Annotated in this window: 8 protein-coding genes and 1 tRNA gene; 3 read left to right on the plus strand and 6 right to left on the minus strand. The window is 73.1% G+C overall.

Translation table 11 applies throughout. The features are described 5' to 3' along the window. Positions 1-150: 150 nt before the first annotated feature. Positions 151-2889, minus strand: coding sequence for a DNA polymerase I (gene polA / locus ABT345_RS00800; RefSeq protein WP_345083022.1), 2739 nt, complete (start codon positions 2887-2889; stop codon positions 151-153). A 277-nt stretch (positions 2890-3166) separates the two neighbouring features. Here polA and ABT345_RS00805 point away from each other — a divergent pair, with 277 nt between their 5' ends. Both ABT345_RS00805 and ABT345_RS00810 read left to right on the plus strand, forming a co-directional pair. After that, positions 3167-5473 (plus strand): FdhF/YdeP family oxidoreductase, encoded by a 2307-nt coding sequence (locus ABT345_RS00805; RefSeq protein ID WP_345083025.1) that lies wholly within the window; start codon positions 3167-3169, stop codon positions 5471-5473. Between the two features lie 82 nt (positions 5474-5555). Then, a complete protein-coding gene (locus tag ABT345_RS00810) occupies positions 5556-6029 on the plus strand; it encodes a PaaI family thioesterase (RefSeq protein WP_345083028.1) in 474 nt (157 codons plus the stop codon). Between the two features lie 128 nt (positions 6030-6157). Here ABT345_RS00810 and ABT345_RS00815 read toward each other — a convergent pair whose 3' ends face one another. Further along, positions 6158-6826: an ANTAR domain-containing response regulator gene (locus ABT345_RS00815; protein ID WP_345083031.1), complete on the minus strand. Its 669-nt coding sequence runs from the start codon at positions 6824-6826 to the stop codon at positions 6158-6160. A gap of 95 nt (positions 6827-6921) precedes the next feature. Here ABT345_RS00815 and ABT345_RS00820 point away from each other — a divergent pair. Next, positions 6922-6996 (plus strand) — tRNA-Leu (locus tag ABT345_RS00820). Positions 6997-7251: 255 nt separating this feature from the next. Here ABT345_RS00820 and pyk read toward each other — a convergent pair. The 4 genes from pyk to pepN all read right to left on the minus strand — a co-directional run bounded on the left by pyk (position 7252) and on the right by pepN (position 15069). Next, on the minus strand, positions 7252-8688 hold the full coding sequence (pyk, locus tag ABT345_RS00825) for a pyruvate kinase (protein WP_345083034.1): 1437 nt from the start codon (positions 8686-8688) through the stop codon (positions 7252-7254). 154 nt (positions 8689-8842) lie between these two features. Further along, a complete protein-coding gene (locus ABT345_RS00830) occupies positions 8843-10255 on the minus strand; it encodes a lysine N(6)-hydroxylase/L-ornithine N(5)-oxygenase family protein (RefSeq protein WP_345083038.1) in 1413 nt (470 codons plus the stop codon). Continuing rightward, positions 10255-11883, minus strand: coding sequence for a pyridoxal phosphate-dependent decarboxylase family protein (locus ABT345_RS00835; RefSeq protein WP_345083041.1), 1629 nt, complete (start codon positions 11881-11883; stop codon positions 10255-10257). Before ABT345_RS00835 ends, ABT345_RS00830 begins: the two co-directional genes overlap by 1 nt. A gap of 612 nt (positions 11884-12495) precedes the next feature. Then, positions 12496-15069, minus strand: a complete 2574-nt coding sequence (gene pepN, locus ABT345_RS00840) for an aminopeptidase N (protein ID WP_345083044.1) — start codon at positions 15067-15069, stop codon at positions 12496-12498. Between the last annotated feature and the right edge of the window lie 32 nt (positions 15070-15101).

Consider the following 15101-nt stretch of genomic DNA (forward strand, 5'->3'; position numbering starts at 1 on the left):
CTGGAAGTCCGCTCCCCACAGCACCCGCGACGCGTCGGACAGCGACATGCGGCCGTCCGCCCCGAGCTTGGCGAGGCCCGTGAGCATCCACTGCCACCGGAACGCGCGGGTCCGCCGGCCGCGGGAACGGTGCCCGCGGCCGGCGCCCCGTCAGTGCGCGGCCGACTCCCAGTCCGCGCCGACGCCGATGGAGACGTCCAGCGGGGCGCGGAGGTCGACGGCGTCGGCCATCTCGCGGCGGAGCAGCTCCTCGACCTGCTTGCGCTCGCCGGGTGCCACCTCGACCACGATTTCGTCGTGTACCTGGAGCAGCATCCGGGACGTCAGCCCGGCCGCCCGCAGCGCCTCGTCGACCTTCAGCATCGCGATCTTGACGATGTCGGCGGCGGTGCCCTGGATCGGGGCGTTCAGCGCCATCCGCTCGGCCATCTCGCGGCGCTGGCGGTTGTCGCTGTTGAGGTCGGGGAGGTAGCGGCGGCGGCCGAGGATCGTCTCGGTGTACCCCGTGGCGCGGGCCTCCTCCACCACGCGCTGGAGGTAGTCCCGCACGCCGCCGAACCGCTCGAAGAAGTTGTCCATCAGCTTGCGGGCCTCGTCCGGCTGGATGCCCAGCTGCTGCGAGAGACCGAACGCCGAGAGGCCGTACGCCAGGCCGTAGGACATCGCCTTGATCTTGCGGCGCATCTCCGGGTCGACCTCGTCCTTGGCGACGGAGAAGACGTGCGAGGCGACGGTGGTGTGCAGGTCCTCGCCGGAGGTGAACGCCTCGATCAGGCCCTCGTCCTCGGAGAGGTGCGCCATCACCCGCAGCTCGATCTGGCTGTAGTCGGCGGTCAGCAGGGTGTCGTACCCCTCGCCGACGACGAAGCTGCGGCGGATGGCGCGGCCCTCGTCGGTGCGCACCGGGATGTTCTGGAGGTTGGGGTCGGTCGACGAGAGCCGGCCGGTGGCCGCGACGGTCTGGTTGAAGGTGGTGTGGATGCGGCCGTCCGCGGCGATGGTCTTGATCAGGCCCTCGACCGTCGCGCGCAGCTTGGACTGCTCGCGGTGGCGCAGCATGATCACCGGGAGTTCGTTCTCGGTCTGGGCGGCGAGCCAGGCGAGGGCGTCGGCGTCGGTGGTGTAGCCGGTCTTGGTCTTCTTCGTCTTCGGCAGGCCCAGCTCGCCGAAGAGGACCTCCTGGAGCTGCTTGGGCGAGCCGAGGTTGAACTCGTGGCCGGCCGCGGCGTGCGCCTCCTGGACGGCCTGCTGCACCGCACCGGCGAACTGCTGCTCCATCCGCTCCAGCCAGCCGCGGTCGGCGGCGATGCCGTCGCGCTCCATACGGGCCAGCAGGGCGCTGGTGGGCAGCTCGACATCGCGCAGCAGCTCGGCGGCGCCGACCTCCGCGAGCCGGGTCTCGAAGGCGGCGCCGAGATCCAGCACCGTACGGGCCTTGGCCATCAGGGCCTCGGCCTCGGCCTCCTCGTCGGCGCCGAAGGCCAGCTGGCCGCCCGCCTCGGTGGCCGGGGCCAGATCACGGCCGAGGTATTCGACCGAGAGGGCGTCGAGGGCGAAGGAACGGCGGCCGGGCTTGACGAGGTAGGCGGCGAGCGCGGTGTCCATCGTGACGCCGTCGATCTGCCAGCCGTGCTCACCGAAGACCCGCATCAGGCCCTTGGCGTTGTGCATGACCTTCGGGCGGTCGGCGGCGGCGCTCCAGGCGGCGAAGGCCTGCTCATCGGCCTCGTCGAGCTGCGCCGGGTCGAACCAGACCGCCGGTCCCGCGGCCGTGGCCAGCGCGATCTCGGCGACGTTGCCGCTGCCCAGGGACCAGACGTCGACGGTGGAGACGCCCAGCGGGCCGGTGCCGTGCTCGGCGAGCCAGGGGGCCAGCTCACCGGCGGCGGCGACGGTGCCGTCGACCTCGACCCCACCGGCCGCGACGGCCTCGTCGCCGCCCTGGTCCGCGCCCGGGTCGACGGCGTGCAGCCGGTCGCGCAGGCCCTGGTTACGGATCTCCAGGCCGTTGAGGAACGCGGTGAGCTTCTCGCGGTCGTACGCCTCGCGGACCAGCGCGCCGGGGCCGCAGGGCAGCGCCACGTCGCGGACCATCTCCGTCAGGCGGCGGTTGAGCTTGACGGACTCCAGGTGGTCGCGGAAATTCTGGCCCGCCTTGCCCTTGACCTCCTCGGCCCGCTCCACCAGCTCGGCGAAGGAGCCGAACTGGTTGATCCACTTCGCGGCGGTCTTCTCGCCGACGCCGGGGATGCCGGGGAGGTTGTCCGACGGGTCGCCGCGCAGGGCCGCGAAGTCCGGGTACTGGGCGGGGGTGAGTCCGTACTTCTCGAACACCTTCTCCGGGGTGAAGCGGGTCAGCTCGGAGACGCCCTTGGTCGGGTAGAGGACCGTGACGTCGTCGGTCACGAGCTGGAAGGAGTCGCGGTCGCCGGTGACGATGGAGACGGCGAAGCCCTCGGCGGTGGCCTGCTGGGTGAGCGTGGCGATGACGTCGTCGGCCTCGAAGCCCTCGACGGCGAAGCGCTTGACGTGCATCGCGTCCAGCAGCTCGCCGATCAGCTCGACCTGGCCCTTGAACTCGTCGGGGGTCTTGGAGCGGTTCGCCTTGTAGTCGGGGAACTCCTCGGAGCGCCAGGTCTTGCGGGAGACGTCGAAGGCCACCGCGAAATGGGTGGGCGCCTCGTCACGCAGGGTGTTCGCGAGCATGGACGCGAAGCCGTAGATCGCATTGGTCGGTTGCCCCGTGGCGGTGGTGAAATTCTCCACGGGCAGGGCGAAGAACGCCCGGTAGGCCATGGAGTGCCCGTCCATCAGGAGCAGGCGGGGACGGCCGTCCCCCACCGCTGCGGTGCCGGTCGTTTCGCTCTTCTTCGCTGCCTTTGCTGCCACGCCCCCGATCCTGCCACGCCCCACCGACAATCCCCGCCGCGGCGGGGAGGGGCGGGCCGGGCCGGGGCGTCCGCGGTGCCGGTGCGTGGCCACCGGCGACCGTCCGTACGCAGGTGACGGCCGTGGCGCGGAGTTTTCCACAGGGCCGGGCCCGGCCTCCGCGGCGTCGTCCACAGGCCCTGCCCGGCCGCCGCGGTCCATGACAGGATCGGATGTGCACGGCAACGATCCGGCCCGGCCCGTGCGCCGGGTGGCACACGGCTCAAGGGAGAGCGCCATGGCAGGCAAGCCGCCCGCATCCGATCCGGTACAGGACGCGCCCGAGGTCGGCGCGCCACAGCACTCGGCCGTCGGCCTCCCGGCGATCACCAACGCGCTGCGCATCTCGCAGCAGCAGATGGGTGTGCGCCGTACGGCCCTGACACTGCTGCGCGTCAATCAGAAGAGCGGCTTCGACTGCCCCGGCTGCGCCTGGCCCGAGGGCGAGCAGCGGCACACCGCGGAGTTCTGCGAGAACGGCGCCAAGGCCGTCGCGGAGGAGGCGACGCTGCGCCGCGTCACCCCGGAGTTCTTCGCCGCGCACCCCGTCGCGGATCTCGCCGACCGCAGCGGTTACTGGCTCGGCCAGCAGGGCCGGCTGACCCACCCCATGTACCTCGCCGAGGGCGCCGAGCACTACGAACCGGTCTCGTGGGAGCGCGCCTTCGACATCCTGGGCGAGGAGCTGACCGCCCTCGCCTCGCCCGACGAGGCGGTCTTCTACACCTCCGGGCGCACCAGCAACGAAGCGGCCTTCCTCTTCCAGCTCTTCGCCCGCGAGTTCGGCACGAACAACCTCCCCGACTGCTCCAACATGTGCCACGAGTCGTCCGGGTCGGCGCTGACCGAGACGCTGGGCGTCGGCAAGGGCAGCGTGCTGCTGGAGGATCTCTACAAGGCCGATCTGATCATCGTCGCCGGGCAGAACCCCGGGACCAACCACCCCCGGATGCTGACCGCGCTGGAGAAGGCGAAGGCCGAGGGCGCGCGGATCATCTCCGTCAACCCGCTGCCCGAGGCCGGTCTGGAGCGGTTCAAGAACCCGCAGACGCCGCGCGGCCTGGCCGGCGGCGGCACCGCGCTGACCGATCTCTTCCTCCAGGTGCGCATCGGCGGTGACCAGGCGCTCTTCCGTGCCCTGTGCCGCGGCGTCCTGGAGGCCGAGGGCGCGCTCGACCAGGAGTTCATCGACGCGCACACGCACGGCTTCGAGGAGTTCGCGGCCGCCGCGCGCGAGGCCGACCCCGAGGAGACGCTGCGCGCCACCGGGCTGCGCCAGGAGGAGATCGACGCGGCGCTGGAGATGGTGCTCGCCTCGCGGCGCACCATCGTGTGCTGGGCGATGGGCCTGACGCAGCACAAGCACTCGGTGCCCACCATCCGCGAGGTCGTCAACTTCCTGCTGCTGCGCGGCAACATCGGCCGCCCCGGCGCCGGGGTGTGCCCCGTGCGCGGGCACAGCAACGTCCAGGGCGACCGCACCATGGGCATCTTCGAGCGGCCCGCGCCCGCCTTCCTCGACGCGTTGGAGAAGGAGTTCGGGTTCGCCCCGCCCCGGGAGCACGGCTACGACGTCGTCCGCGCCATCCGGGCGCTGCGCGACGGCGATGCCAAGGTGTTCTTCGCGATGGGCGGCAACTTCGTCTCCGCCACCCCCGACACCGAGGTCACCGAGGCGGCGGTGCGCCGCGCCCGGCTGACGGTGCACGTCTCCACCAAGCTCAACCGCTCGCACGCGGTCACCGGCGCGCGGGCGCTGATCCTGCCGACGCTGGGCCGTACGGAGCGCGATGTGCAGGGCGGCGCCGAGCAGTTCGTGACGGTCGAGGACTCCATGGGGATGGTGCACGCCTCCCGGGGGCGGCTGGCGCCGGCCGGTCCGCAGCTGCTGTCGGAGACCGCGATCGTGGCCCGGATGGCCCGCCGCGTCCTGGGCGAGCGGAGCCGTACGCCGTGGGAGGAGTTCGCCCGCGACTACGGAACGATCCGGGACCGCATCGCCCGTGTCATCCCCGGCTTCGAGGACTTCAACGCCAAGGTCGCCCGCCCCGGCGGCTTCACGCTGCCGCACGCCCCCCGCGACAGCCGCAGCTTCCCCACCGCCACCGGGAAGGCCAACTTCACGGCGGCGCCCGTGGAGTACCCGCGCGTCCCCGAGGGCCGGTTGCTGCTCCAGACGCTGCGCTCGCACGATCAGTACAACACCACGATCTACGGCCTCGACGACCGCTACCGCGGCATCAAGAATGGCCGCCGGGTCGTGCTGCTCCACCCCGAGGACGCCCGGGAGCACGGCTTCGCCGACGGCTCCTACGCCGATCTGGTCAGCGAGTGGACGGACGGCGTCGAGCGGCGCGCCCCCGGGTTCCGGGTGGTGCACTATCCGACGGCGCGGGGCTGCGCGGCCGCGTACTACCCCGAGACCAATGTGCTCGTCCCGCTCGACCACACCGCCGACACCAGCAACACCCCGGCGTCGAAGTCCGTGGTGATCCGGCTGGAGCGGGCACAGGACGACGGGACTGACGGGGCGGCGGAAGGGTGACCCCGTGCCCGGTGGCGCCGGGGCGGGCTGGCAGGATCATCCGGATCATCGACGAGCACGGGCGAGCGAACGGAGCGAGCACTTGGGCGCGCAGCAGACCACCACGTTTCCGCAGGAGGTCCTCGACCGGTGGGCCGGGCTCGGCCTCGACCTCCCGGCGCTCTTCTCCGCCGGGCACCTCGGCAACCGGATGAGCGTGCAGGTCTTGGAGGCCGGTCCGGACCGCGTCGTCGGCACCATGCCGGTCGAGGGCAACACCCAGCCGTACGGGCTGCTGCACGGCGGCGCGTCCGCGGTGCTGGCGGAGACGCTGGGTTCGGTCGGCGCGATGCTGCACGGCGGCCCGTCGAAGCTGGCCGTCGGCGTGGACCTGAACTGCACCCACCACCGCGGGGTCCGCTCGGGTCTGGTCACCGGCGTCGCCACCCCGGTGCACCGGGGGCGCTCCACCGCGACGTACGAGGTCGTGATCAGCGACGAGGCGGGCAAGCGGGTCTGCACCGCGCGGCTGACCTGCATGCTCCGGGACGCGCCCGCGGACGCCTACCGCGGCTGAGACGACGGCCGCGCGGGGCCGCGCGGGCGGCCCGCCGCCCCGCCCACGCGGCCCGGCCGGCCACCGGATGTACGGGTGGCCCCGCACCGGCACACGGTACGGGGCCACCCGCGGACGGACGGACCGGGCTACTGCCCCGGCTGGTCCTTCTGTTCCTTCTGCTTCTTCTCCTCGGCGTCCTCGATGACCGCCTCGGCGACCTGCTGCATCGAGAGCCTGCGGTCCATCGAGGTCTTCTGGATCCAGCGGAACGCGGCCGGTTCGGTCAGCCCGTACTGCGTCTGCAGGATGCTCTTCGCGCGGTCGACCAGCTTGCGGGTCTCCAGCCGCTGGGTGAGGTCGGCGACCTCCTTCTCCAGCGTCTTCAGCTCGGTGAAGCGGCTGACCGCCATCTCGATGGCCGGGACGACGTCGCTCTTGGAGAACGGCTTGACGAGGTAGGCCATCGCGCCCGCGTCCCGGGCGCGCTCCACCAGCTCGCGCTGGGAGAAGGCGGTCAGCATCAGCACGGGGGCGATGCTCTCCTCGGCGATGCGCTCGGCGGCGGAGATGCCGTCCAGGACCGGCATCTTCACATCGAGGATGACCAGGTCCGGGCGGTGCTCGCGGGCCAGCTCGACGGCTTTTTGCCCGTCACCGGCCTCACCGACGACGGTGTAGCCCTCCTCCTCCAGCATCTCTTTGAGGTCGAGACGGATGAGGGCCTCGTCCTCGGCGATCACGACGCGCGTGGTCAGCGGGGGGACGTGCGACCGGTCGTCATCGGCGGCGGGCTGCTCGGGCTCGGCGGCGCTCACGGGTCTCCTCGTTCAGGCAGGTGGTGCCCCTTTAGCCTACCCAGCTCCTGTATGGTGGGAGCACGACGGGGGCTCCTCAGCCTTCGATTCCCAAGGCCCTGGTACCCCAACCGGTTAGAGGGACGGTGCTCAAACCACCGACAGTGTGGGTTCGAATCCCACCCAGGGCACTTCGCCTCACTTTCGAAGGCCAGACCTCGCTCCGCCGATCGGTGATCTTCACCCGTCGTGGTGATCACGCCCCGTCGCCCGCTTCTCCGGGTCCCGGCGCTCCCCGCTTCGTATGATCCCCGCGCATCCGCCCCGTTTCCGGTGACGGCACGCAGAGGGCCGAAGCACTGACAGGAACGGCGGTCAGAACCTCGGCCCGGCATCAACGCCCGCGCACGGGCGGCTGTTTCGTACGGTGGGACTGCGGACTCCCCCTACTTCCCGCCGTCGTCCTCGCCGATGCGGTGGACGCGGACGAGGTTGGTGGAGCCGGGAACCCCGGGCGGGGAGCCGGCGGTGATGATCACGAGGTCGCCCTTCTCGCAGCGGCCGATCTTCAGCAGCTGCTCATCGACCTGCGCCACCATCTCGTCGGTGGAGTCGACGGTCGGGCCGAGGAAGGTCTCCACGCCCCAGGTGAGGTTGAGCTGCGAGCGCGTCGCCGGGTCGGGGGTGAAGGCGAGCAGCGGGATGGGCGAGCGGTAGCGGGAGAGACGGCGGACGGTGTCGCCGGACTGCGTGAAGGCGACGAGGAACTTCGCGCCGAGGAAGTCGCCCATCTCGGCGGCCGCGCGGGCGACGGCGCCCCCCTGGGTGCGGGGCTTGCTGCGGTCGGTCAGCGGCGGCAGGCCCTTGGCGAGGATGTCCTCCTCGGCCGCTTCCACGATCCGGCTCATGGTGCGGACGGTCTCGGCGGGGTACTTGCCCACGCTCGTCTCGCCGGAGAGCATCACCGCGTCCGTGCCGTCGATGACGGCGTTGGCGACGTCGGACGCCTCGGCGCGGGTGGGCCGGGAGTTGTCGATCATCGAGTCGAGCATCTGGGTGGCGACGATGACCGGCTTGGCGTTGCGCTTGGCCAGCTTGACGGCGCGTTTCTGTACGACCGGCACGGACTCCAGCGGCATTTCCACGCCGAGGTCGCCGCGCGCGACCATGATGCCGTCGAAGGCCGCGACGATGTCGTCGATGGCCTCGACGGCCTGCGGCTTCTCGACCTTGGCGATGACCGGCAGGAAGCGGCCCTCCTCGCGCATGATGCGGTGGACGTCCTCGATGTCGCGGCCGCTGCGGACGAAGGAGAGGGCGATGAGGTCGGCGCCGGTGCGCAGTGCCCAGCGGAGGTCCCCCTCGTCCTTGCCGGAGAGGGCGGGGACGGAGACGGCGACGCCGGGGAGGTTGAGGCCCTTGTGGTCGGAGACCATGCCGCCCTCGACGACCCGGGTGCGGACGCGGGGCCCGTCGACGCCGGTGACCTCCAGGGTGACCTTGCCGTCGTCGACGAGGATGCGTTCGCCAGTGGTGACGTCGGCGGCGAGGCCGTCGTAGGTGGTGGAGCAGAGGTGGCGGTCGCCCTCCGCGGCGGGGTCGACGGTGATGGTGAACGTGTCGCCGCGTTCGAGAAGTACGGGCCCTTCGCGGAAGCGGCCCAGGCGGATCTTCGGACCTTGAAGGTCGGCGAGGACGCCGACGCTGCGGTGGGTCTCCACGGATGCCTCGCGGACCCGTGCGTAACGCGCCTCGTGATCGGCGTAGGTGCCGTGGCTGAGGTTGAAGCGTGCGATGTCCATGCCGGCGTCGACGAGGGCTTTGATCTGCTCGTACGTGTCGGTGGCCGGTCCCAGTGTGCAAACGATTTTTGCTCGGCGCATGGGGCGACCCTATGCCGTACCCACTGGTAGAGAAGAGTGGTGCGATGGCTGCTCAACGACCGCTGGTTTAAAGGTTGTTGACGAGTACGGAAATGCGCGGCCCGCCGCTCCGATGAGCGGCGGGCCGTGGTGTGCGGGCCGTGCTGATGCGACGTCAGCCGTGGTGGGCGGGTGTCGCGTGGGGCGCGGCGGCCGCCGCGGGGGCCGTGGGGTGCGGGAGGCCGAAGGTGGTGAAGGCGGTGCGGTCGGGGAGCGGGTACGGGGTGGTGCCGGTCAGGGAGTTGAGGATGGTGGCGCTGCGCCAGGCGGCGAGGGTGAGGTCGGGGGTGCCGACGCCGTGGCTGTGGCGTTCGGCGTTCTGGACGTGGACGGAACCGGTGACGGCGGGGTCGAGGACGAGGCGGTGCTCGGCGTCGACACGGGGGCGTCCCGCGGCGTCGCGGGACAGGTACGGGTCGAGGGCGGCGAGGAGGGTGTCGAGGCGGCGCTCGCGGTAGCCGGTGGCGAGGACGACGGCGTCCGTGGTCAGGCGGGTGCGGCTGCGCTGTTCGGCGTGGGTGAGGCGGAGTTCGATGCCGCCGCCGGGGGCGCGGTCGGCGGCCTCCACCTGGACGCCGGGGGTGAGGACGGCGTCCGGCCAGCCGCCGTGCAGGGTGCGGCGGTAGAGCTCGTCGTGGACGGCGGCGAGGGTGTCGTGGTCGATGCCCTTGTAGAGCTGCCACTGGCCGGGGACGAGGGCGTCGCGGACCGGTTCGGCCAGCGCGTGGAAGTAGCGGGTGTAGTCCGGGGTGAAGTGTTCGAGGCCGAGCTTGCTGTACTCCATGGGCGCGAAGGCGGGGGTGCGGGCGAGCCAGTGGAGGCGTTCGCGGCCCTCGGGGCGGGCGCGCAGCAGATCGAGGAAGATCTCCGCACCGGACTGGCCCGCGCCGACGACGGTGACGTGGTCGGCGGCGAGCAGGCGTTCCCGGTGGTCGAGGTAGTCGGACGAGTGCAGGACGGGCGCGGCGGGGCTCTCGGCGAGGGGCCGCAGGGCCTCGGGGACGTGCGGGGCGGTGCCGATGCCGAGGACGAGGTTGCGGGCGTAGCCGCGGCCGAGGGCCTCGGCTTCGCCGTCGGCGTCGAGGTGGGTGTAGTCGATCTCGAAGACGGCGTGGGTGGCGTTCCAGCGGACGGCGTCGATCTGGTGGCCGAAGTGGAGGGCGGGGAGGTTCTCGCTGACCCAACGGCAGTACGCGTCGTACTCGGCACGGTGGATGTGGAACCGCTCGGCGAAGTAGAAGGGGAAGAGGCGGTCGCGGCTGCGGAGGTAGTTGAGGAAGCTCCAGGGGCTGGTGGGGTCGGCGAGGGTGACGAGGTCGGCGAGGAACGGGACCTGGAGGGTGGCGCCGTCGATGAGGAGGCCGGGGTGCCAGTGGAAGGCGGGGCGCTGGTCGTAGAAGGCGGTGCGCAGGCCGGTCAGGGGCTCGGCGAGGGCGGCGAGGGAGAGGTTGAAGGGGCCGATGCCGATGCCCGCGAGGTCGAGGGGGTCGGTGGGGGCGGCGGCGCCGGTGGGGTGCTCGGTGGTCATCAGGGGATGTGGCCTTCCACGAGTTTCAGGAGGTGGGCGAGGTCACCGGCGTCGGCGTGCGGGTTGAGGAGGGTGGCCTTGAGCCAGAGTCCGGTGGGGGTGGCGGCGCGGCCGAGGACGGCGTGGCCGTCGGCGAGGAGGGTGCGGCGGATCGCGGCGACGGTGCCGTCGTCCACGCCGGTGGGGCGGAAGAGGACGGTGGTGAGGGCAGGGCGGGAGTGGAGTTCGAGGTGGGGGTGGTCCTCGATGAGGTCGGCGAGGGTGGCGGCGGCGGCCAGGGTGCGGTCGACGAGGTCGCCGATGCCACGGCGGCCGAGGGCCTTGAGGGTGACGGCCGCCTTGAGGATGTCGGGGCGGCGGGTGGTGCGCAGCGAACGGCCGAGGAGGTCGGGCAGGCCCGCCTCGGTGTCGTCGTCGGCGTTGAGGTAGTCGGCGCGGTGGTCGAGAGGGGCGAGGTCGGCGGTGCCGGGGACGGCGAGGAGGCCGGCGGCGACCGGCTGCCAGCCGAGTTTGTGCAGGTCAAGGGTGACGGTGTGGGCGCGGTCCAGGCCCGTGAGGAGTCCGCGGTGGGCGTCGCTGAAGAGGAGCGCGCCGCCGTATGCGGCGTCGACGTGGAAGCGCGCGCCGTGGCGGGCGGCGAGGTCGGCGAGGGCCGGGAGCGGGTCGAGGGCGCCGGAGTCTGTGGTGCCGGCGGTGGCGGTGAGCAGGACGGGGCCGTGGAGGCGGGTGAGCGCGGCGTCGACGGCGACGGGGTCGAGCACGCCGTCCGGCGTGGGCACGGTGACGGGCGCGGGAAGCCCGAGCAGCCAGGCGGCGCGGTGGATGCTGTGGTGGGCGTTGGCGCCGCAGACGATACGGAGCGGGGGTGCCTCCGGTGCGGCGGCGGGGACGGGTGGGAGGGCGTCGGCGGGGCGGCGCGGGGCGCCGATGACCGGGGCGAGGGTGGCGACCGGCGCGGGGCCCCGGACGCCGGCGACGCCACCGGCGCGGGTACGGACGGATGCCGCGGGGCGCACTCCCCCGGCATACCGCTCCCCCGCGAGGTGCCCCGCGGTGCGCCGGGCGGTGCGGGCGGCCTCGCGGGCGAGGAGGACGGCGAGTTGGTTGGACTCGGTGCCGCCGGTGGTGAGCAGGGCGTCCGGGCCGTCGCCCGGTGCGTAGGTGTCGTCCGGTGTGCGGGTGCGCCGGGGGGCGCGGGGGAAGACGAGGGCGGCGAGTTCGCGGGTGGCGAGGGCTTCGAGGGCGGAGGCGGCGGGGGCCTGGTCCCAGGAGTCCATGGAGGGGTTGAGGGCGGACGCGGCGAGGTCGGCCGCGGCGGCGACGGCCAGCGGGGGGCAGTGCAGATGCGCGGCGCAGTGCGGGTCGGCCGGGTCGGCGGCGCCGGCGGCCAGGGTACGGACGAGGGTGGCGAGCGCCGCGTGCGCGCCGTCGCCGACATCGGGGAGGAGGGGGGCGCAGGTGTCGCGGACGGCGCGGGCGACGGCGTCCGGTCCGCCAGCGGGGAGGGGGCCCGCGCGGTCCGCGGCGCCGGTGGTGAGGGCGTCGAGGACGGTGCCGAGGAGGGGGCGGAGCGCGCGGGGGCCTTCGATACCGCCTGCGAGGGCGGCGTCGGCGGCGGGCACAGGCATGAACGTGCCCTTCCATGTGGAGAGTTGGGGTGGGAACGGCCGTTCCGTCGTCACGACGGTCAGCCATTAGGCGGCCCTAAGTTACTTTCCCCGTACGGTGCGTAGCCACCGGGGGCGAACGTTCCACCCATACGTGGGAGGCGGGTGCCGCAGGTGTTCGGGTGGGGCGGGAAGGACACGGGGTAGCCCGGGGTGGTGCGAGGGGGAGGGTGCAGCGCGTGCGGCGCGGCCCGGATCGGCCGGTCCCCCGGGCGGGAGGGGGCTCCGGGCAGGAGGGAGCGGCTCCGGGCGGGAGGGGCTCCGGCCTTGGGGTTCGGGGCGCCCCGGCCCGGACCGGCCGCCCCAGGCCGGGCAGAGGCGCGTCGGAACGCCCCGGCCCGGGGCGAGGCAGGCAAGATTCCTGTCCGGGCACGCACCGCAGGCCGGGCAACGACACGTCGGAGCACCCGCCCCAGATCAGCCGCCCCAGGCCGGGCAGAGGCGCGTCGGAACACCCGGGCCGGACCGGCACGGACCGGCCGAGGAGTCCGCGCCGAAGCAGGCTCGGGCCCCGCCCCGAAGGCGCCCGGGGGCAGGCCGCCGCGCCCGCGATGCCCGCCCCCGGCGGCCGGATCAGGCGGCCGGCGCCCCCTCGGCGGGCTCGGTGCAGGCCCGGCCCGTGCGGATGCGTACCGCGCGGGCGAGGTCGTCGAGTTGGTCGGTGAGGCCGCGGCGGAGGGCGGGGGTCGGGGTGTCCGTGGCGAGGCAGGCGTGGCCGAGGCGGAGGGTTTCCTCGTCGACGAAGGTGGCGGGGAAGGCGTACCGGGCGGCGGCCTCGGCCAGGGCGGGGCCGCGGTGGGTGGCGAGGGGGAGCACGTCGGTGAAGAAGCGGGCGACGTAGGGGCGGAGGAGGTCGTGCTGTTCGGGGGCCCAGAAGCCGGTGGCGGTGGCGGTGAAGAGGTAGTTGGAGGGGGCGGCGTCGGGGTCGGTGGTGAACAGGGACTGCCAGGCGGCTTCCTTGGCGTCCGGGTCGGGCAGGGCGGCGCGGCAGCGGGCGGCGCCCTGGGTGCCGGTGGCGCTGGGGTCGCGGGAGAGTTCGTCGTCGATGCGATCGGGGGTGAGGGCGCCGAGGGTGGCGAGGCGGGCGAGGATGCGCCAGCGCAGTTCGGGGTCGAGGTCGGGGCCGCCGGGGACGCTGCCGTCGTCGAGCCAGTCCTGGATGCCCTCGGGTGAGGTGGCGCTGTCGATGAAGGCGCGGACGGCGGTCAGGCGCAGGCTCGCGGCGGTGGGGTCGGCGGCGCCTTCGGTGTGGCGCAGGATCTCGCGGCTCAGGGCGGTGAGCGTGCCCAGGGCGGTGCGGCGCTCCGCGGCGGGGAGGTAGTGGTCGGCGACGGGCGTGCGGGCGAACCGCAGCACACCGGCGACGACGGCCGGGTCCGGTTCGGCCGGCAGATGGCGGCGGGCGAGGTCGAGGTAGGCGGCGGGCGGGAGGTCGCCGTCGCGGGCCATGTCGCGGGCGGTGTTCCACAGCACGGCGCGGGTGAGCGCGCCGCCGTCCGCGGCGGGGATGCCGGAGAGGGCGCGGGCGGCGGTCTCCCAGGAGGCCGCGTCGAGGCGGACCTTGGTGTAGCTGAGGTCGCCGTCGTTGAGGACGACGAGGGCGGGGACGGGGCCGGGGAGGGTGTGGCGGGTGGTGCCCTCCTCCTGGGGGATGTCGGTCTCGAAGCGGTGGCGCAGGCGCAGCCGGTCCGGGTCGGTGGCGTCCTGGTCGTAGAGGCCGACGGCGATGCGGTGCGGGCGGCTGCCGTGGTGGCCGACGGCGAGCTGCCAGGTGTCGTCCTGCGGTTCGACGGTGGCGGTGAGGGTGTCGGGGCCGGTGGTGCGCAGCCAGCGGGCGGCCCAGCCGGGGACGTCGCGGTCGGTGTGGCGGGCGAGGGAGTCGAGGAAGTCGGCGAGGGTGGCGTTGCCGAAGCGGTGGCGGGTGAGGTGGTCGTTGATCCCGGCGAGGAAGTCCTTCTCGCCGATCCAGGCGACGAGTTGGCGCAGGGCGGAGGCGCCCTTGGCGTAGGAGATGCCGTCGAAGTTGAGGAGGGCGGAGGCGGTGTCCGGGACGTCCTCGGGGGTGGGGGCCACCGGGTGGGTGGACGGGCGCTGGTCGGCTTCGTAGCCCCAGCTCTTGCGGACGGTGCCGAAGTCGACCCAGGTGTCGGTGAAGCGGGTGGCCTCGGAGAGGACCTGGTAGCCCATGTACTCGGCGAAGGACTCGTTGAGCCAGATGTCGTCCCACCACTGGAGGGTGACGAGGTCGCCGAACCACATGTGGGCCATCTCGTGGGCGATGACCATGCCGCGGGTCTGGCGCTCGGTGTCGGTGACGGCGGAGCGGTAGACGAATTCGTCGCGGAAGGTGACCAGGCCCGGGTTCTCCATCGCGCCGGCGTTGAACTCGGGGACGAACGCCTGGTCGTAGGAGTCGAAGGGGTACGGCTCGGCGAAGAGGTCGCGGTAGCGGTCGTAGCAGCGGCGGGTGAGGTCGAGGATCTCCTCGGCGTCGGCGTCGAGGTACGGGGCGAGGGAGCGGCGGCAGTGGATGCCGAAGGGCAGCCCGGCGTGCTCGGTGCGGACGGAGTGCCAGGGGCCGGCGGCGACGGCGACGAGATAGGTGGAGATGAGGGGGGTGGGGGCGGCGCGCCAGACGCCGCCGCCCTCGTGGGTGGTGACGCCGTTGGCGAGGACGGACCACTCCTCGGGGGCGGTGACGGTGAGGGCGAAGACGGATTTGAGGTCGGGCTGGTCGAAGGTGGCGAAGACGCGCTGGACGTCCTCCATGAACAGCTGGGTGTAGACGTACGTCTCGCCGTCGGCGGGGTCGGTGAAGCGGTGCATGCCCTCGCCCGTGCGGGAGTAGGACATCCGGGCCTCGACGTGCAGCTCGTGGTCGCCGGGGGCCAGGCCGGTGAGCGGGAAGCGGTTGTCGTCGAGGAGGGCGGGGTCGAGGGGGGTGCCGTCGAGCGTGACGGCGAGCAGCGCGGCGGGCTTGACCTCGAAGAAGGTGGCGGCGGGCGCGCCGTCGCGGACGGTGAAGCGGATGTCGGCGCGGGAGCCGAAGTGCTTCTCGCCCTGGGTGAGGTCGAGGTGGATGGAGTGGTGGCGGACGTCGAGGAGTCCGGCTCGGGTCTGCGCCTCGTCGCGCTGGAGTGCGGGCATGGGCTCATGCTGCCGTACGCACCGGTTCGGCC

This window comes from Streptomyces sp. NPDC000404 (assembly GCF_040300365.1).
GTDB lineage: Bacteria > Actinomycetota > Actinomycetes > Streptomycetales > Streptomycetaceae > Streptomyces > Streptomyces ramulosus.

Bases quoted from the DNA above. Each gene is read 5' to 3' on its own strand.
- ABT345_RS00805 (WP_345083025.1), top strand. From the start codon at position 3,167: ATGGCAGGCAAGCCGCCCGCATCCGATCCGGTACAGGACGCGCCCGAG.
- pyk (WP_345083034.1), bottom strand. From the start codon at position 8,688: ATGCGCCGAGCAAAAATCGTTTGCACACTGGGACCGGCCACCGACACG.
- ABT345_RS00830 (WP_345083038.1), bottom strand. From the start codon at position 10,255: ATGACCACCGAGCACCCCACCGGCGCCGCCGCCCCCACCGACCCCCTC.
- ABT345_RS00835 (WP_345083041.1), bottom strand. From the start codon at position 11,883: ATGCCTGTGCCCGCCGCCGACGCCGCCCTCGCAGGCGGTATCGAAGGC.
- pepN (WP_345083044.1), bottom strand. From the start codon at position 15,069: ATGCCCGCACTCCAGCGCGACGAGGCGCAGACCCGAGCCGGACTCCTC.